Origin of the sequence: Paenibacillus sp. 1A_MP2 (genome assembly GCF_052244825.1) — a bacterium.
GTDB classification, from domain to species: Bacteria; Bacillota; Bacilli; order Paenibacillales; family Paenibacillaceae; genus Paenibacillus; species Paenibacillus vandeheii.
On the sequence record NZ_JBQQCS010000001.1, the window covers coordinates 3,109,155 to 3,127,983 of the forward strand.

Annotated in this window: 13 protein-coding genes and 3 pseudogenes; all 16 read left to right on the forward strand. The window is 47.8% G+C overall.

Annotated elements, in window-relative coordinates:
• The first annotated feature begins 88 nt into the window (after positions 1–88).
• The 16 genes and pseudogenes from ACTWJ7_RS15300 (at position 89) to ACTWJ7_RS15375 (ending at position 18,689) form a co-directional block, all read left to right on the forward strand.
• Entirely contained in the window at positions 89–1,495 is a 1,407-nt protein-coding gene (locus ACTWJ7_RS15300) for an N-acetylmuramoyl-L-alanine amidase family protein (protein WP_301877485.1), read from the forward strand.
• A 258-nt stretch (positions 1,496–1,753) separates the two neighbouring features.
• A pseudogene (locus tag ACTWJ7_RS15305) lies at positions 1,754–3,163 on the forward strand (N-acetylmuramoyl-L-alanine amidase).
• 35 nt (positions 3,164–3,198) lie between these two features.
• Positions 3,199–3,882, forward strand: coding sequence for a GerMN domain-containing protein (locus ACTWJ7_RS15310; RefSeq protein WP_301877483.1), 684 nt, complete (start codon positions 3,199–3,201; stop codon positions 3,880–3,882).
• Positions 3,883–3,954: 72 nt separating this feature from the next.
• Positions 3,955–6,693 (forward strand): S-layer homology domain-containing protein, encoded by a 2,739-nt coding sequence (locus ACTWJ7_RS15315; protein ID WP_301877481.1) that lies wholly within the window; start codon positions 3,955–3,957, stop codon positions 6,691–6,693.
• A 163-nt stretch (positions 6,694–6,856) separates the two neighbouring features.
• A pseudogene (nth, locus tag ACTWJ7_RS15320) lies at positions 6,857–7,551 on the forward strand (endonuclease III).
• Between the two features lie 23 nt (positions 7,552–7,574).
• Positions 7,575–7,847, forward strand: coding sequence for a hypothetical protein (locus ACTWJ7_RS15325; RefSeq protein ID WP_024630585.1), 273 nt, complete (start codon positions 7,575–7,577; stop codon positions 7,845–7,847).
• Between the two features lie 293 nt (positions 7,848–8,140).
• Positions 8,141–8,551 (forward strand): dynamin family protein, encoded by a 411-nt coding sequence (locus ACTWJ7_RS15330; RefSeq protein ID WP_443145590.1) that lies wholly within the window; start codon positions 8,141–8,143, stop codon positions 8,549–8,551.
• Complete coding sequence (locus tag ACTWJ7_RS15335; protein ID WP_443145591.1) at positions 8,482–9,987, forward strand: dynamin family protein; 1,506 nt, start codon at positions 8,482–8,484, stop codon at positions 9,985–9,987. Before ACTWJ7_RS15330 ends, ACTWJ7_RS15335 begins: the two co-directional genes overlap by 70 nt.
• Positions 9,988–10,001: 14 nt before the next feature.
• Positions 10,002–10,433, forward strand: coding sequence for a dynamin family protein (locus ACTWJ7_RS15340; RefSeq protein WP_443145592.1), 432 nt, complete (start codon positions 10,002–10,004; stop codon positions 10,431–10,433).
• Positions 10,337–11,128, forward strand: a complete 792-nt coding sequence (locus tag ACTWJ7_RS15345; protein ID WP_443145593.1) for a dynamin family protein — start codon at positions 10,337–10,339, stop codon at positions 11,126–11,128. Before ACTWJ7_RS15340 ends, ACTWJ7_RS15345 begins: the two co-directional genes overlap by 97 nt.
• A complete protein-coding gene (locus ACTWJ7_RS15350; RefSeq protein WP_443145594.1) occupies positions 11,125–11,808 on the forward strand; it encodes a hypothetical protein in 684 nt (227 codons plus the stop codon). The genes ACTWJ7_RS15345 and ACTWJ7_RS15350 overlap by 4 nt, the downstream gene beginning before the upstream one ends.
• Before the next feature lie 321 nt (positions 11,809–12,129).
• A complete protein-coding gene (locus ACTWJ7_RS15355; protein ID WP_079349356.1) occupies positions 12,130–13,902 on the forward strand; it encodes an ABC transporter ATP-binding protein in 1,773 nt (590 codons plus the stop codon).
• The gene (locus ACTWJ7_RS15360; RefSeq protein ID WP_301877478.1) at positions 13,899–15,749 is read left to right on the forward strand and encodes an ABC transporter ATP-binding protein; all 1,851 of its coding nucleotides are present in this window, start codon (positions 13,899–13,901) and stop codon (positions 15,747–15,749) included. Before ACTWJ7_RS15355 ends, ACTWJ7_RS15360 begins: the two co-directional genes overlap by 4 nt.
• 136 nt (positions 15,750–15,885) lie before the next feature.
• Positions 15,886–17,072: pseudogene (gene purT, locus ACTWJ7_RS15365) on the forward strand (formate-dependent phosphoribosylglycinamide formyltransferase).
• Entirely contained in the window at positions 17,062–17,520 is a 459-nt protein-coding gene (locus ACTWJ7_RS15370) for a GNAT family N-acetyltransferase (protein WP_024630579.1), read from the forward strand. The pseudogene purT and the gene ACTWJ7_RS15370 overlap by 11 nt, the downstream one beginning before the upstream one ends.
• Positions 17,521–17,885: 365 nt before the next feature.
• On the forward strand, positions 17,886–18,689 hold the full coding sequence (locus tag ACTWJ7_RS15375; protein WP_443145595.1) for a CAP domain-containing protein: 804 nt from the start codon (positions 17,886–17,888) through the stop codon (positions 18,687–18,689).
• Positions 18,690–18,829: the final 140 nt, after the last annotated feature.

Genomic DNA, 18,829 nt, shown 5'->3' on the forward strand with positions numbered 1-18,829 from the left:
AGATTATGGAAGGGTAGATAGAGTCGAGTGCTTCATCACAGCGAATCAGATCGAAGGTTCAAAAGACAAACAGAATGGTGGTTGATGTATGAAGAAATGGTCGGCAGCAGTCTTTGTTTTTCTGTTCCTGTGTTTATTTCCTGTCATGGCAAATGCCGATTCGTCTCCCTCGATTGTGCTGGACGGTGTGACCATTAATCAACAGTCAGGAGCTCCGGCCGAGAATATTGGCAAAACCGTGATGGTGCCCATCCGAATCGTCTCTGAAAACCTCGGTTATCAGGTGAAATGGGAGAAAGCCACCCAGACCGTTCGTATTCTCAAAGGCAACAGCAGTATCCAGATGACTGCAGGTGAAGATGCTGCCACAGTAAATGGAAATCGGGTAACTCTCGATTCACCGCCTCTTATTAAACAGGGAACTACACTGGTTCCGTTACGATTTGTCGGTGAAGGCATGGGTCTGCGTGTGGGATGGGACAATGGAACCAAGACCGTAAGCCTAGCCAGCATCCCTCCTGTAGCAGGTACGGAAAGTGAAATTGACCCCGTGGAAGCTCCTGAGCCGGATGGTCTGTCTGAGCTTCAAAGCATCAGCTTCGGCGGAGATCGTTTGATCCTGGCGACGAATGGGAAAATCACACCGAAGATTTCCAGTCTAAGCGGACCCGATCGGATCATCGTAGATCTGCCTGACACCACATTTGCCAAGGAGTTCATCCAGGGACAGGCTACCAATCCGGATGGCAGCGGAACTCTTTTGGTTACGGATTCATCACTGGTTTCCAAGGTGCGATATGCAGTGTTTAGTCAAACACCTTCAACGGTACGTGTGGTCCTCGATCTGAGTCAGGTGGCGACCGCCAAATGGTCACTGGGCGAGAACAACGTGTTGCTTGTTGATCTTGCAGTGAGTAATGGAGAATCAACCAGTCAGCCTGCTTTGCCAACCAATGATGGCAAAAAGGTCGTGATTATTGATCCGGGACATGGTGGAAGACAGTCGGGGGCCGTCAGTGTGACAGGCGCCTATGAGAAGGACTTTAATTTGGCTGTGGGACTCAAAGTTCAGGCACTTCTACAACAGCATACGGAGATTCAGACGGTAATTACAAGGCAGGATGACACGGAATTATCCCTGCAGCAACGTGTGGATATCGCTCAACTGAATCAGGCGGATATTTTTGTGTCGATCCATGGAAACAAGTTTACAACCCCTGTTCCTAATGGAATTGAAACGTTGTACAGTCGTAAAGAGAGTAAGGATTTGGCCGACATTTTGCACAAGCATGTGTTGCCGATTACGGGATTTAAGGATCGGGGAGTCAAAACGGCAAGTCTGCATGTAACCCGTGAAACAACGATGCCGGCGGTTCTGCTTGAACTCGGATTTCTGAGTAATCCTGCGGATGAAGCAATGATGTTGACCGAAGAGTATCAGAACAAATGTGCACAGGCCATCGTAGACGGAATTGTTGAATATTTGGGTCTTTAATTAAGGTTGTGCGCAAATATGAAGGTCAGGGTAGTCCGTTGTTTCGAGATGCATAATTGATAAATAAGGAAAAATACAGACAATAAAATGTAGAAAAAGCTTGATTTGACAACGTTTTTTTTCTGTTATGTTGGAATATATTCGCAACTTTTGAGAGTACAGGGCGTCTAATAGGTGTCTGGTAATGCCTCAGTGGTCAGTCGGAGCTGAAGGTGCACAACATGCGGCAAAAAAATATGAGAATGGTAGGGGTGAAGGATGAAGAAGTTCGGTTTTTTGGTACTGTTATTTGTCTTTGGGCTCGTTTTCCCGGGCTATAGTCATGCAGCAGCAGATACGCACATTATCCTAGATGGGAAAGAAATTGTGCAGCCTTCGGATGCCAAGGCGGAAATCATCAATAGCAAAGTGATGGTTCCGATTCGGGTTATTTCGGAGAGCCTGGGATATGGTGTGGACTGGAAACAGGCAACAAGCACCGTGACTATTAGCAAAGACAACACTGCCATGCAGATGATTGTTGGACAGAAGACGGCAACGGTGAACGGCAGTAACGTGAACCTGGATGCCCCGCCACTCGTGAAAAATGGAACCACACTTGTGCCTTTAAGGTTCATTGGTGAGCAAATGGGTCTTAAGGTGGGTTGGAACAATACAACGAAGACGGTAACATTAGTTACCCAGAATTCAGGTTCCGGAAACGGGACAACTACTCCTCCGAACTCTGGTAATGATGGTGGAGGATCGGATCAGGATGGTCTTGTACTGGTGAACGGCATCAGCTTCAGTGACAACCGCTTTTTGATTGCAACAAGCGGAAATACGAAGCCGAACGTCTTCACGATGACAGGACCCGATCGAATCGTTATAGACTTGCCAAATACCGCATTCGCTGATTCTTTTAGTGAAGGACAAGCTTTGGACAGCAACCAGAATGGACAGCTTGTAGTGAGTGGATATCCGGATGTGTCGAAGATTCGTTATTCCTTGTACAGCAATAGTCCTTCGACCCTTCGTTTTGTCATTGATCTGAGTAATGCCAAAGGTTATGACGTGCAAAGTGACTCTGGTCTGGTTATGATTGATCTGAACAAAGAAGGCACTACAACGCCGCAGCCTCCTGTTGGAAACAACGGCAAAAAAGTTGTTGTTGTAGACGCTGGACACGGTGATCAGGATCCAGGAGCCATCGGTGTAACCGGCAAGAAGGAAAAGACTTCAATCTGGCAATGGCTCTGAAAGTGGAAGCATTGCTGAAAAAGAATCCAACATTGACGTTGTGCTGACGCGCAGCGATGATACATTTTTGGCTTTGAGCGAACGAGTAAAGATCGCAGAAAAATTGAAGGCGGATATCTTTATTTCCATTCATGCCAACAGCGGATCTGCAGCGGCAAACGGTGTGGAGACGTATTACACCCGTTCGAATAGCAAGGCATTGGCTACGGTGATGCACAAGTATCTACTGCAATCATCTGGCCTGAAGGACCGCGGAGTAAAACGGCAAGTCTCCACGTAACCCGTGAAACAACGATGCCGGCTGTTTTGCTGGAAGCGGGTTTCCTGAGCAACAAAAGTGATGAAGCGGCATTGTTCACTGAAAGTTTCCAGAACAGTGTAGCCAAAGGGATTGTTGCAGGGATCAAGGAGTATCTGGGAATTAAATAAGGGTTCAACCCTTATGATCAGGAGGCGGAGTTAGAATGAACAAAAAATTATGGATTGCAGCGCTGCTGGTAACGGTTATGACAGTTGCTGCTGGATGTGGAAGCAAGCCAACAGCTGCTCCAGCTCCAAATCAGACTCAAGGTGCGGGAGCAGAGGATAATGCGTCTGAGGATCAGAATGAAACGGATGTTACTGATCCCGTGACTGTGGCACCGGAGGATACAACGACAACGACACCGGGTACAACAGAAGGCAGTACGGAGGGCACAACGACTCCATCGGGTGGAACTACTTCAGAGAAACCTGGAACTTCCGAAAGCAATGAGAAGAAGACCATTGATGTGTATTACACAGATCTGGAAGAGTTGGAATTGCACAAAGCATCGGCAGAAATTTCTTACGCTTCGGATGAAGCCAAGTACAAGGCTGCATTTGCAGCGCTGCAACAAAGCAAGGACGACAAACTCGTTCCCCTTTGGGCGAAAGAAATTGAATTGAAATCGGTTCAGTTCAAAGACGGTGCGCTTACCTTGGATATCCACATGCCGGATACAGCGCGTCTTGGTGCAGGTGGCGAAGTGTTTGCCATTGATGCATTGAAGCAAACGTTCTTCCAGTTTGATGAAGTCAAATCACTGGATCTGCTGGTAGACGGCAAGCAATCCGAGAGTTTGATGGGCCATGTGGATCTTGAGCATCCAATGACACGATCCGAATAGCTTGTACAGCATGTTGTTTTACCGTGAATCTGCGGAATATCGGCCGTTTTACATGAGAGAGGGGAATCACAGGTGACTTTTAAATATAACAATTCATCACACTCTAAAAAAGTAGTTTCAGCCGTGCTTGCAGGCATGATGGCCCTTAGCGCCGGCGGAGCTGCCATGGCAGCAGAATCAACAGATACGGGGCAGGGTCAGACTGCAACTGCAAGCAATACAGCTGCACCAACCGGTTTGTTCAGTGATATCAAGGTCGGATACTGGGCTGAGAAACATGTGTACAAGCTGGCCTATCAAGGCATTCTTCTCGGTAACAACGGCCTGTTCCGTCCGGGAGACGCGGTAACGCAGCAGGAAGCTGTGACGATGGCGATCCGTTTTATGAATAAGGAGAACCAGTTGAACGACAGCACGGCTACGGCATTACCGACAAATATGGAAGTGGGAAACTATTTCAAGCCATATGTCGCTTTGGCGCTTCAACTGGGACTTATTGATAAAACCGAAGAATCTACAGTGGATGTGTCCAAAACATCCTGGGGACAAAAACCGGCATCACGTGAATGGATTACGAAATTGCTGATCCGTTCGCTGAACAAAGATGCTGAAGCGAAGGCGCAAAACAATCAATCTACCGGATTTGCGGATAATGATAGCATTTCCGAAAGTGGCAAAGGGTACATCAATCTGGCTGTAAGCCTGGACCTTGCCAAAGGTGTAGATGGCAACAAATTTAATCCAACTGGCTCTGTAACCCGTGCTCAACTCGCAACATTCTTCAGCCGCGGCGAAACGTTAACGGATACGAAGTATCCGAACACATCCACAGGTTATGTTACTGGGTTAAAGGATGGGCAGATCACGTTGGTGGTAGACGGAAAAGCGGTCAACTTTGCAGTGAACAGCAGTACGCCTTACTTTACAAAAGACAGTGAATCCCGTGCGTCGTCTGCGGATGTGAAGCTGTATACAAAAGTTCAGGTTGTAGGCACTACCGGTACGGCTTCTTATGTGGAAGTGGTTGATGCTACACCGCAGGTAGAAAGCGTTGAAGGTACGTTTGCTCGTTCATTGTCAGGTAATAAAATTGGTTTGTTTGTAGGCGAGAATTACGAAACATACGGCTACGATGAGGCAACGGCATTTATCGATCAAAACGGAAATACAATCAAACTGTCTGATATTACAACAGACAGCACCATTGAAGTGCAGCGTGAGACGTTCTCGGCTGACAAAAAGACAGTCGTTATTCGTGTGAAGTCCGGTATTGTCAACAAAAGTGATAGTGGTGTTGTTGCTGAAATAACAACTTCTGCCAAAACCATTAAGCTTACCAATGCAGCCGGAACCACTGAGCAATACACCTATAACGATAATCTGATCATTCGTTATCAGGACCGAATCCTTTCCCTAGCTGAGCTCAAAGCGGGAAGTGCCGTGAAATATACGGTGAAAGACAGCATCCTGCAAACGATCGAATTGTCGCAAGGTGTAGAGCAGTCTTTACGCGGTACACTGGTGGAGATCGGTGGTAACCAATCCACACTGACGTTTAAACGTGAAGGTGGATCGCTGGAAGCGAAGCTGCTGGCAGAAAAGCCGGAAGTGGTCATTAACGGAATTCAGGATGCAACGCTGAATGATCTGATTACAGACGCAACCAATGGAGATCAGGTTGAGCTTACGTTAAATTCAGAAGATCGTGTGACACGTATTCAAGTGATCGGACGTCAGATGGAGCCTATGAACGGGGTTTCCGTAGTATCCTACAACAGCAAAACAAAAGTATTGACGGTTCTCGACAGCAATAAAAAACCGTTTGTGTTCACGCTGGATGACAAAACAAAGCTGGACTACAACACATCGAAGCCAACACTTGCTGGATTGGAGTCTTTGTTGAATGATGGTCGCAAATTGGATCTGACGTATGTGGGAACTCGTGCGCTATCTGTTAAAGTGATCTACAAATACGAAGGTACAATCAGCAGTATTGATACTTCGGGCAAAAAAATTAGTTTGTTGTCTGGAAACCAAACGATCACTGTGCCGTACTCTACGGTTCCAACGATTGAGATCTACAACAAATCTGGAGCAAGTCTGAGTGATTTGAAGATCGGTGATAGTGTCACAGTTACGCTGGGTTCGAATCAGGACTATGTGCAAAAAGTGGCTCTGAACACCGTTGCTCAATTTGAAGTAGTCTCTGTAGAGACGAATGGTCGCGTTCGTGTGAAATCGGATTCGCTGACAAGTCAGTTTTATGTTGATCAAGCGGTGCTGACAGGAGAGAGCGGTCAGACTATTACGGCATCACAGTTGACAGTGGGCAACTTGATTAACGTAACATTTGAGGGAACTACACCTAAAGTAGTTCAGGTGGTTAAACGCACGCTTGCAGAGGTGACATCTGTCGATGCTTCGTCAGTCACACTGAAGCTGTTTAACGGTCAGAGTGAGACGGTTCCTGTTAGCGGGGCTGTAAAAGTGGTCAAATCGGGATCTACGTTAACCACGCTGAGCAGCCTTACCGTAGGGGACCGTGTTGAAATGACGAAAGATACGGACAATTCGACTCGTTTCAGAGTGTTAACGGTTATGAGCAAGCAGTTCTGGTCTTATGATGGAGTTGGTAATCAGATTTTGGTTAAACGCGAGTCAACTTCGGACACGAATTATCGTTTTGCACTGGGTACAAGCGCATTTGTTCACCAGGGTGACAACACTTTAAGCGTGCAATCTCTCAAAGATAATGATAATATTGTATTGTATCTCCTGAACAACGTTGTTTTGGAGATCCAAAAACAGTAATCGTTTCTTTTCGAGGATCAAAAGAATGACCGTCTTGATGCGGGATCTTTCCCGTATCAGGACGTTTTTTTTGCAAGATTTTTGGGGTCCCTGCAAAGTACTCGAAAGAAGCTTCGAAGTAAGGCTCCACCGCGTGGGGTCATTTTGTGGGAGGTAGCTCTTCATGAATGCAGCCACTGTTAGGCATATACTCGATACAATGGAAGCGATGTTTCCTGATGCACATTGCGAATTAAATCACAGCAATGCGTTTGAACTGACTGTAGCCGTCCTGTTGTCTGCCCAGTGCACCGACGAAACGGTAAACAAGGTAACCGCAGACTTGTTCCAAAAGTACACCAGCCCTGCCGATTATCTGGCTGTCCCTCTCGAAGAGCTGGAACAGGATATCCGGCGTATCGGCTTGTACCGAAACAAGGCCAAGCATATTCAGAACATGTGCCGAATTTTAATAGAGCAGTATGGCGGTGATGTACCGCAGGAACATGATCAGCTTGTGACGCTCCCTGGTGTTGGGCGGAAACTGCAAATGTTGTTGTATCCAATGCATTTGGAGTTCCGGCAATTGCGGTGGATACGCATGTTGAACGTGTATCCAAAAGGCTGGCACTGGCAGGTTGGGATGACTCCGTACTTGAAGTCGAGAAAAAACTGATGAAGCGCGTACCCCGGGATGAGTGGACTTTAACTCATCATCGGATCATATTTTTTGGACGCTACCATTGCAAGGCACAAAACCCTCAATGTCATATCTGTCCGTTGCTGGACATATGCAGGGAAGGGAAAAAGCGTATGAAAACGTCCCAAATCAGGAAAGATAAGGAACGTGCCACAACCCCAAAACGAAAAATAAATTAATGAGTAGAAGAGGATGAGTAATCATGAAATGCATTTCCGTGTACACTGACAATTTTGAGGCCTTCTCCGATATTTTTGAACAAATCGTTGAACAGGAAATGGCTGAAAACGAAGAAAAAGAAGTAGAAGGTATCACTGTAAGTCATTCTGGCGATGTGCCTGAACATTATCTGGAGCGTATGTCTACGAAACCAGAAGTAGTTGTCATGAGAGACAAAGGTCGTGACATTACGATTTTGCAGCATGGACAAGTATTTGAAATTTTGCTGCCTTCGATGGAGAACGCTGTTTCTTAAGAGATTTGAAATATGGAGCTGTGCTGCTTCGATGTCCATAGGTGATCCTATTGAATGTGATCCCCATGGGCATGGACGCAGCAGGCTTATGGAATACAATCGTTTTGCAGATAAAACCGACAGGATCGGTTTTATTTTTTTATGTGGAGAATGGCCGAGAAACTGTTCTTTTGTCAGCGATCTTGCGATTGACACCGTTCAATTTCAAACTTGATAATGGTAAAATAAATGGATTATAAGATAAAGACATCGGACCAGATGTCAAATTAGAGGAGCCAGGGGGAAGGCCAGTCATGTCCAGAACAGATTACCCAGTAGAGATGGCCAAACCTCTGCTTCCACTGCGAGAAGCAATGGAGCAGACAGGGGACCATACAGCTGTACAGGCTTTAACGGATTTGATCAGTAAGGCGGAAATGAAACAGTTAACAATTGCGTTTTGTGGACACTTCTCGGCAGGCAAATCGAGTCTAATTAATAGTTTATGCGGCAAACGGGTTTTGCCTTCGAGCCCTGTACCTACAAGTGCGAATGTTGTATCCATCCGTAACGGTGAGCCGAGAGCACTTATTTATACGTCATCAAACGTAAGCGCTGACAATACAGGGGAGTTCTTGAGGTTTCTCCAGAACAATTGGAAGAGTATTGCAAGAATGGTGGGGCATACACCTCCATTGAAGTATGGGATGATATTCCCCTACTGAAAGATGATGCGGTATTACTGGATACGCCAGGCGTGGATTCGACCGATCAGGGACACAGCCTAGCAACACATTCAGCACTTCATCTTGCCGATGTGGTGTTCTATGTGATGGATTATAACCATGTACAATCGGAAAGCAACCTTTCTTTTGCCAAAAGTCTATCGGATTGGGGAAAGCCGTTGTTTCTTATCGTAAATCAGATTGACAAACATCGGGAACGGGAGCTTTCGTTTGATCAATATGTTGAAGGTGTAGAAGCTATTTTTGCAGCCTGGGAAGTCCGGTATGATGGTCTGTTGTTTACTTCACTTCGGGACAGAGAGCATCGTTACAACCAGTGGGAGCAGCTTCCTCAACTGATTGGACATATGATGAAGGAGAAGGAAGGGTTAATCAGACACAGTCTTGCAAGCTCGGCGAGCCATGTGACGGAGCAGCATCTGACAAGACAGGCGGAAGAACGCGAAGAGGAAGAGACTGCGCTCTTGGAGGCAGTTGGGGGTAAGGAAGGCATTGCACACTTAGAACGGGAGCTGGCTCTTCTGGATCAAAAGGAAGCAGAGCTTCGTTCCAAACGATCGCGTGAACGGGAGAAGTTTCGGGCGGAGTTGGAACCTCTTCTGGCGAATGCGAACCTGACCCCGGCCGATATTCGCACCTCTGCCGCGGCTTATTTGGAGAGCCGTAAACCCGGCTTCCGGGTAGGCTTATTGTTCTCTGGTGGCAAGACCGAGCAGGAGAAACAGCGTCGTGCCGCTGAGCTTGTGAGACTTTTGCAGGATCAGACCTCGGGACAAGTGGAGGTACATATCCGTACCATGCTCAGACAGCTGGGTGAAGCCCATCAGCTGTGGGGCGCTGAGTGGGAGCAGGCGCTGAACGCGGAGCTGCCTGCGGTAGATGAAGCACTTCTGGAGATGAAACGAAGCGCCAGTGCAGAGGTATCTCCCGAGTATGTGCTTCAATTCAGCAAAGATATACGGGGCGAGATTGAGACCCGTTACCGCAGGGCGGCCATGATGCTGGCCGACCGCTTGCTTGAAGCGCTGGGCGCGCAGGGCGAAGCCGCGCTCCAGGCGCTGGACGCCAGCCGCGCAGCGCTGCTGGCGCAATCGGCGTTGGCGGCGCGCTATACGGCGCTGCAGCGCGCCGCCGACGCCGAGGCAGCAGGGCTGCGCAGCCTGCTGCCAGCTGCGGGCCCCTCACCTCCGGGCTATTGCCGGAGGTGCAGGGCCCGCCCGTGCCCGCGCACGAGCCGGGCGAAGCTCCCGGCCCGCACACGGGCACGGCAGAGTCTGTGGCTGCGCAGCCACAGACTCCAGGAGCACCGCCGCCGCGCAAAGCGGCGGTGCATGGGCAGCCGGCGGCTGGCGCACAGCGCCGCCGGCGCCTGGACGCAGCGGCGGCACGGCTGGAAGCCGCCGCTGCGCTGGTAGAGCCGTACCCCGCCATGGGGTCGGCGGTACGGGATCTGCGTGCACGCGCGGCTTCGCTTGCGGGCGGCACGTTTACGCTGGCGCTGTTCGGAGCGTTCAGCGCCGGCAAGTCCTCCTTCGCCAACGCGTTGCTGGGCGAAGCCGTATTACCGGTCTCGCCGCATCCAACGACAGCGGCAATTAACCGGATCATGGCTCCGTCGGGTGGCGCGGAGCATGGAACAGCCCGGGTCCGGATGAAGACCCCGGACGTCTTCCAGGAAGATCTCGCGTATTCCTTCCGTTTGCTCGGACTGGGCGAGCCTGGGCAGACTGGCAAAAACGGGTCAAAGCCCTTTCACCACAGGATGTGCATCCGGCGGGGCGCCCGCATTACAGCTTTTTGCAGGCAGCCGCAGCAGGCTGGGAGGATACTGCAGATCAACTTGGCCAGGATGTGCTGGTAGATCTGAAAGGATATCGAAACTTTGTCGCCAATGAGAAGAAGTCCTGCTTTGTCGACAGCATTGACCTGTACTACAGTTGTGATGTAACAGAACAAGGCATTGTACTTGTGGATACGCCGGGGGCTGACTCCGTGAATGCCCGTCATACGGGCGTGACATTCAATTATATGAAGAATGCGGATGCACTCATTTTCGTAACGTACTACAACCATGCCTTCTCTCAGGGAGACCGCCAGTTCCTGAATCAATTGGGACGAGTGAAAGACAGTTCGGCGATGGATCAGATGTTCTTTGTAGTTAATGCGAGTGATTTGTCTTCCTCTGAAGAGGAGTTGGAGCAGGTACTTGACCATGTGAGCACACAACTGCGCAGTAATGGCATTCGGGCACCACGTCTCTTTCCGGTATCCAGCATGCTGGCGATGGAAGGCAAGACGGCCAACGATGCGACATTACTGGAGCAATCCGGCTTTATTCAGTTCGAGGAAGAATTTAACCGCTTCGCAGGAAGAGAGCTTGCGGATCTTGCGGTCGGTGGGGCTTCTGAAGAGATCGCACGGGTGATCAAACGTCTGAAGACACGTGCCGAGGATGCAGCTCAGGGGAAGAGGTTCTACAGCGACGTCGTGATGAACTGGGCTCAATCCAAGAACAGTCACTTCAGAGGGTACACTTGCTCGCAGAACGGTCCATGAAGGCGGAATTGGCTCAGGAAACGGCTGAACTGCTCTTCCATGTGCGGCAGCGCCTGGGCTATCGTTTTGGTCTGTTCATGGCAGAGGCATTCCATCCGTCAGTTCTTCGAGAGGATCGCGGGAATCTAAAAGCAGCATTCGCTGCCTGCGGACGCGAACTGCTGCGCATGATTACCATCGAACTGGAACAGGAACTGCTCGCGACCACGCTTAGACTCGAACAGGCTGGTCAGACTTGGCTGCACAAACAAGTGAACGAATGCATAGATGATTTGAAACGATTATCCGGGGGAATGGATCTGTCATTGCCTCTGAACGAACGCTGGAGCACACCTGTGCTGGAAGAGGTGCGTTTGGAAGAACCTTCGGGTTGGAAAGCGTATCTGAGTTATTTCCGTAATCCGAAACAGTTCTTCGAAGGGGAGGGACGCCAGCGGCTGCAAGAGGCGCTTGATCCTGTTATTAAACAGATGGTGATCGATGTTCTGCCTGCTGCAGAGAATAAGCTGGTTCAATTCTATGACACCCAGCTTGAGCAGTCTTTGCAGCATCAGTCCCGTCAATTGGAAGAGAGACTTGAGGAAGCCGTAGGTGCCCTTCATGAGACACTGACCAGTGGAATTCCTGCCGGAGAATGGGAGAGCCTGTCTATACAACTGGGGCAGATTGAACGTGAATAAAAGGGAGTCAGATCCATGTCTGTATGGAAACGGTTGTAAAACAAAATGAGTTATACAGCGATATTTTGAAATGTTGTCGCTGTACCAAAAAAGGCCCCTGCCTCTAAAGGCATACAGGGAGCCTTTTTTGGTACGAACAACCTGAAAGGAAGAGAATATTCAAACATTTGATTGATAGGAGGGTATCTACCTCCCTTAATGACGCATTAAGGTGAAAGTAGCCTGAATATGGTCGCTTATTCGCTTTGCCGCGAATGGGGGACGGTGATAAACTTCATAAATGTTCATACTGTTTTTGAACGACATAAGAGGAGGAGAGACATGGATGTTCTCAGGCAATTGCAGATCTTTTTCTGGGAGAAGCGCACGTATTTATTTTTATCGATCTTATGCCTCGCCATAGCGACCGCGCTTGGTCTGGTGTATCCGAACCTGCTAAGGATACTGATTGATGACGTCATCACTCCGCGCAATTTTGAAGACGTTCCCAAACTTGCTTTAACGGTATTAGGTGTCGTTATTTTGAAAGCGGGAATGCAATTTTTACACGGTCTTTTTGGAGGTCGCCTCGGGAATTTCCTGGCGTACCGACTTCGTAACGCGTGTTACGAAAAGCTTCAATTTTTATCCTTCCGGTATTATGATACGGCCAAAACGGGAGACTTGATGTCCCGCCTCACGGGAGATCTCGAAGCGATCCGGAACTTTATCGGATTTGGCTTCGCTCAAATTCTCAACATGGTTCTGATGGTCGTATTCGGCGCAATCATGATGATGACCATGAGTTGGAAGCTTACCTTGCTAACGCTCATATGTATTCCTCTGCTTGCCTTCGTTGCGCTGAGATTCGAATCCCGAATTCACCCTGCGTTCCAAGAAATGCGGCTGGCACTCAGTTCACTGACGACAGCGGTACAGGAGAATATTACAGGTGTGCGTACTGTAAAGTCATTTGCACGTGAGCCTCACGAAGTGGAGAAGTTTTCCGTCCGCAACGAGCGTTACAAAACGAACCAGATTCATGCAGCAACATTATGGAGTCAATATTTTCCGATCATGGAGATTCTCGCTTCTGTCAGCGTAGTTCTTCTGCTCCTCATTGGTGGGAACATGGTTATTCAGAAAACGTTAACACTCGGTGAACTCGTTGCCTTTTTCAGTTTGATCTGGTACATAATCGGTCCAATGTGGAACCTTGGTTTCCACATCAACAACTATACGCAATCCAAAGCATCGGGTGAACGGGTGTTGGAACTGTTGAATACGCCGGTAGATGTACAAGAGACAGAAGATCCAGTCATTGTAGAGGCTGATCAAGTCAATGGGCATGTAACCTTTGAATCCGTTACCTTTGCTTACGGCAATAAAATGCCGGCAGTAACCGATATTAACTTTGATGCGCCACCAGGCTCGGTCATCGGCTTCCTCGGAGGAACAGGCTCGGGTAAATCAACTATTATTCAACTCCTGATGCGTGCATACAACGTGAACTCGGGCACGATCAAGCTGGACGGCAAAAATATTAAGGACATTGGAATTCGAAGCCTGCGGAGTCAGATTGCTTCTGTGTTCCAGGAAACGTTCCTGTTCTCTTCCAGCATTCGCAACAACATTTCATACGGTCTCAAAAATGTATCCATGGACGAAATTATCCGTGCTGCTAAACTGGCCAAAGCCCATGAGTTTATCATGGAATTCCCTGAAGGATACGATACGGTTGTAGGGGAGCGTGGAATGGGCTTGTCGGGAGGACAGAAACAGCGGATTGCTATTGCAAGGGCCTTGCTCAAGAATCCGAAAATTCTCGTCCTGGACGATGCAACCAGTGCAGTCGACATGGAGACCGAGCATGAGATTCAATCCGGATTCCAGGAAGTCATGCGTGGAAGAACGACGTTTATCATTGCGCATCGGATCTCTTCCCTGCGTCACGCAGATGAGATTCTGGTACTGGATGAAGGACGGGTCGTTCAACGTGGCACACACAAACGTCTCATTGAAGAGCCGGGACCTTACCGGGACGTCTATGAGATTCAATACGCAGATTATATTGCCCGCGGTAAGCGGGAGGCTGGGGAGCAGGTGAATTCATGAGTGCCGAAACGGTAGCCGATAGGCGTGAGGTCCAAGAGACCTCTGACAAGAAAATGAATGAACGTTTTGTATATCAGGACGACGAAATAATTGAAAAACCGTTTAACTGGCGTGAGTTCGGACGTTTGTTCTCGTACATGAAACCTTATGCAAGACAACTCTTGCCACTTATTATTCTAATGATGATATTGGGTACCATTACGAAATTATCCGTTCCATTTTTGATCAGTTTGGCGATAGACAGAGCAATTGCACCTGCAACGGGGCTGCCAAGCTTGACAATGCTCTATATTATTGCTGGTTCAGTGCTTGTGTTATACCTGATCCAGTGGGCAGCCAATACGTACCGAATCAAATTTACGAACATTATCGGGCAACGGGTCATTTATGATCTTCGTTCCGATTTGTTCAAACATATCCAGAAGCTCTCCTTTAACTTCTTTGACAAAAGACCTGCGGGTTCGGTGCTGGTGCGTGTCACCAATGATATCAACTCCCTGCAGGATCTGTTCACCAACGGTGCGGTCAACGTCATGATTGACTGTGTGCAGCTGTTGGGGATTATCGTCATTTTACTGCTGATCAACTGGAAACTGGGTCTGGCGGTCATCATTACCGTTCCGCTCATGTTTATCATTTCGACAAAACTGCGTGTGCTGATCCGCCGTGCCTGGCAGGATGTACGTATGAAGAACTCACGCATCAATTCCCATTTGAATGAATCCATTCAGGGGATTCGTGTGACCCAGGCCTATACGCAGGAAAAAGAAAACATGAAGTATTTTGACAACATGAATCTGTCGAGCAAAAAATCATGGGATAGAGCATCGGCCATGAACCAGGGCTTTGGTCCTCTGATTGAAATTACAGGCGGCTTCGGCACGTTAATCCTGTTCTGGTTTGGTGCTTATCTGATTCAAGAGGGGCAGCTGACGATCGGATTGCTCGTAGCTTTTGCCAACTATGTCGGCAACTTCTGGGACCCGATTAACCGTCTGGGACAGATGTACAATCAGTTGCTCGTTGCCATGGCTTCCTCCGAACGGATCTTCGAATTTATGGATGAGGAGCCGAGTATTGCAGATAAACCTGGAGCCAAACCGCTTGCTTCTATTAAAGGGGATATTGTATTCGACAATGTCGTGTTTGAATATGAGAAGGGCAGACAGGCGCTGAAGGGAATCAGTTTCGCTGCAGGTGCCGGACAATCGATTGCACTTGTAGGTCATACGGGTTCCGGTAAAAGTACCATTATCAATCTCATCAGCCGATTCTATGACATCTCTGGCGGACGCCTTACCATTGATGGTCAGGATGTAAGGGATGTAACGGTTGAAAGTCTGCGCAGTCAGATCAGTATTGTGTTGCAGGATACGTTTATCTTCTCTGGCACCATTCGCGATAATATTCGTTTTGGACGGCTGGATGCGACCAATGAAGAAGTGGAAGAAGCTGCGAAGGCTGTTAATGCCCATGAATTTATTATGAAGCTGCCGGCTGGATACGATACGGAAGTCGAAGAGCGGGGGAATGTATTATCTATGGGACAACGGCAATTGTTATCCTTTGCCCGTGCCTTGCTGGCTGACCCTCGAATCTTGATTTTGGATGAAGCGACTGCCAGTATCGATACCGAGACGGAGCTCAAAATTCAGGAGGCTTTGAAGGTGCTGCTGAAAGGAAGAACTTCCTTTATGGTAGCCCACCGTCTGTCCACGATTCGAAATGCGGATAACATTATCGTGCTGGATCATGGTGAAATCAAGGAAGAAGGAAACCATGAGCAACTTATCCAGAAACAAGGAGTTTATAATGGATTAATAGAAGCTCAATACAGATTTTTGTAAAATTTGATCGAAAAAACACAAAAAATCTTGTAAAATTCACAAGAAAAATAGGGAGCACTCTTGCATTCTTTAACCAAAACCCCGAAAATAGAGAGATAGATATAGAAGATTTCTCTTTGGGAGGATTGGAAAGAACATGTGGGGTGCTCCATTTTCGGCTCAAGCCAAAAAAATGCTGCTACTGGGCAGCGGAGAATTGGGAAAGAGGTCGTTATTGAGGCCCAACGACTGGGAGTAGAGACGATCGCTGTTGATCGTTACGAAAACGCACCTGCCATGCAGGTTGCACATCGGTCTTACTGCATCGACATGTTAAATGCCGAAGCTCTGAAACAATTGATCCGAAAGGAACAACCTCATTACATCGTACCTGAGATTGAAGCCATTGCAACAGAAGCTTTACTCGAGCTTGAGGAAGAAGGATTTTGTGTCGTTCCTACGGCCCGTGCTGCCCGTTTAACGATGGATCGCGAAGGCATCCGCCGTCTGGCAGCCGAACAATTGAACCTTCCGACAGCGGCCTATCTTTTTGCGGACAACCTGGAACAACTTCAGGAAGCTGTTCGTGAATTGGGTACACCATGCGTCATCAAACCACTAATGAGTTCTTCCGGTAAAGGGCAGAGTGTATGCCGCACATCGGATGACGTAGAGGAATGCTGGAACATTGCTCTTTCGGGAGCAAGAGGCAAATCCGTACGTGTCATTGTGGAAAGCTTTGTGAAGTTTGACAGCGAAATTACGCTGCTCACTGTTAGATCTGTCTCAGGGACTGTATTTTGTCCTCCGATCGGTCACATTCAGAAAGATGGGGATTATGTCGAATCGTGGCAGCCTCATGCGATGACACCGGAGCAATGGGAGCAAGCTTGTCATATTGCCAAGTCTGTTACAGATGAACTCGGTGGTTATGGACTGTTTGGGGTTGAATTATTCCTGACATCAGATGGAGTCGTGTTCAGCGAGGTATCGCCTCGTCCACATGATACAGGCATGGTTACTATGGTAACGCAAGATAGTTCCGAGTTTGCGCTGCATGTGCGTGCAATTCTTGGTTTTCCGGTTACAGGTGTACATTTACTGACACCGGGAGCTTCAGCAACGCTGAAGGCTAATGATGAAACATCTGACTTTACTGTAGGCGGGATTGAAGAAGCACTGGCGCTTCCTCGTACTCAGGTTCGTGTATTTGGCAAACCTGAAACCAAAGTGGGACGCCGAATGGCCGTAGCATTAAGTGCCGGCCAAGATGTGGAAGAAGCTCGTAAAACAGCGGTACAAGCCGCTAATATGCTGAAAGTGGAGGTAAATCATGTCCAATAATGTTGAGGCCCCTGTACTGATGATCCGAGAGTGTGAGCTGCGAGATGCTGAAGCGGTAACGGGACTGATGCGAGAGGTCAGCTATCCCACAACAGCCAATGTCATGAAAGAGCGCATTGAATGTTTGGAAAGCAATCCAAACGCGTGTATGCTTGTTGCCGAAGTGGATGAACAAATTATTGGCGTGATTGGCTTGCAATGTGTGCAAAGTCATGCCTATCCGGAACCTGCCGCCCAAATTACGTCCTTGATTGTAGGGCAGGAATATCGTGGGGGCGGAATTGGCCGTCGTCTGATGGCTCGTGCCGAGGATTGGGGCAGACAGCAAGGTGGGAAACAATTGTTTGTCACCGGAGCGAATCGTGAAGTGACTTCAACAACCTATTCTTTCTACGAGCATATTGGTTTCCAGAAGAGAGGCTATCGTTTCAGTAAAGTCCTTCTATAGAAAAAGAGTTTTATTATATCCCGATCTTCACGTTTTTGGTGTGGTGAATGATAAATTGTGATGAATGATAAATAGAAGATAAGTGGCATTCGGCGAGCTTTTTTTGTCCGGATGCCATTTTTTTATGCCGTATTTTAAGACTCATGGTTGGAATTTTTGCTGATGTGCCAGCGTTTTAAGAGCAGATTGCAGAATATGGCGCAATGTACTTTAAACCGTCCACCCTCACTTGAAACAGATTGCAGAAATTACAAAAAAGTTACTTTTCCATAATTTATGGGTTCACAATCTACTTATGAATTGATATACTCCAAGAGTATTAATTACAAAGTTGTCATAACTAATTCCTAAGGAGATGAATGAATTTGAAGAAGAAATGGATGAAAACCGTCGTAACCAGCAGTCTGACAGCCGTACTTGCCGTAGGGGTTATGCTCCCTGCTTCCGCTTCTGCTGCAGATGCATCATATAAAACTACTACTAAAACGACAACGTATAAAATTACGAGTGCGGAAAGCTTAAAAGCGTACATTGAACAATGGCTCAAAGATAATGGTTACACTGTATCCAATGGCGAAGGGCAAACAACAGTAGAGAAGCCTGCAACACAGCCTGATCAAACAACCAAACCTGCTCAACCGACAACACCTGCCAAACCGGTAACGCCAGCAAAACCAACGCAAGAAGAGAAACCGGCAACTACACCAACCAAAGATCCTTCAAATAGTGGAACTGGTACTGGGACAACTACAGGTAATACAGGCAACAGTGGCAGTGAGAGCACACAATCGGATTTTGCAGCTCAGGTCGTAAAACTTGTGAACGCTGAACGTTCCAAAGCAGGCTTAAGCGCATTGGCTTCCGATGCTCTTTTGGACAAAGTGGCTTTAGCCAAAGCTAAAGATATGAGCAACAACAATTATTTTGATCACCAATCACCGACCTATGGTTCTCCGTTTGACATGATGAAACAATTCGGAGTAACGTACAGCTATGCTGGTGAGAATATTGCAAAAGGGCAAAAAACACCTCAAGAGGTTGTAACAGCCTGGATGAATAGTGAAGGTCACCGTGCGAATATCCTGAGCAAAAACTTTACGAAAATCGGTGTTGGATACTATAACGGATATTGGGCTCAGAATTTACCGGCAACTAATGGATTATATTGAAGAATAATCTGCTTTAATTCAAAAGGTTATGTCACCGCAGCTTGAAGCTGTGCGTGACATAGCTTTTTTTGTAAAAGCTTATTTGATAACGAAATCTGCTTATATAGCGGCAAAATTTGCAAATTTACGACAGAACATTT

Excerpts from the sequence above, each read along its gene's own strand:
- ACTWJ7_RS15300 (WP_301877485.1), top strand. The coding sequence starts at position 89 with ATGAAGAAATGGTCGGCAGCAGTCTTTGTTTTTCTGTTCCTGTGTTTA.
- ACTWJ7_RS15310 (WP_301877483.1), top strand. The coding sequence starts at position 3,199 with ATGAACAAAAAATTATGGATTGCAGCGCTGCTGGTAACGGTTATGACA.
- ACTWJ7_RS15325 (WP_024630585.1), top strand. The coding sequence starts at position 7,575 with ATGAAATGCATTTCCGTGTACACTGACAATTTTGAGGCCTTCTCCGAT.
- ACTWJ7_RS15330 (WP_443145590.1), top strand. The coding sequence starts at position 8,141 with ATGTCCAGAACAGATTACCCAGTAGAGATGGCCAAACCTCTGCTTCCA.
- ACTWJ7_RS15340 (WP_443145592.1), top strand. The coding sequence starts at position 10,002 with ATGGGGTCGGCGGTACGGGATCTGCGTGCACGCGCGGCTTCGCTTGCG.
- ACTWJ7_RS15350 (WP_443145594.1), top strand. The coding sequence starts at position 11,125 with ATGAAGGCGGAATTGGCTCAGGAAACGGCTGAACTGCTCTTCCATGTG.
- ACTWJ7_RS15355 (WP_079349356.1), top strand. The coding sequence starts at position 12,130 with ATGGATGTTCTCAGGCAATTGCAGATCTTTTTCTGGGAGAAGCGCACG.
- ACTWJ7_RS15360 (WP_301877478.1), top strand. The coding sequence starts at position 13,899 with ATGAGTGCCGAAACGGTAGCCGATAGGCGTGAGGTCCAAGAGACCTCT.
- ACTWJ7_RS15370 (WP_024630579.1), top strand. The coding sequence starts at position 17,062 with ATGTCCAATAATGTTGAGGCCCCTGTACTGATGATCCGAGAGTGTGAG.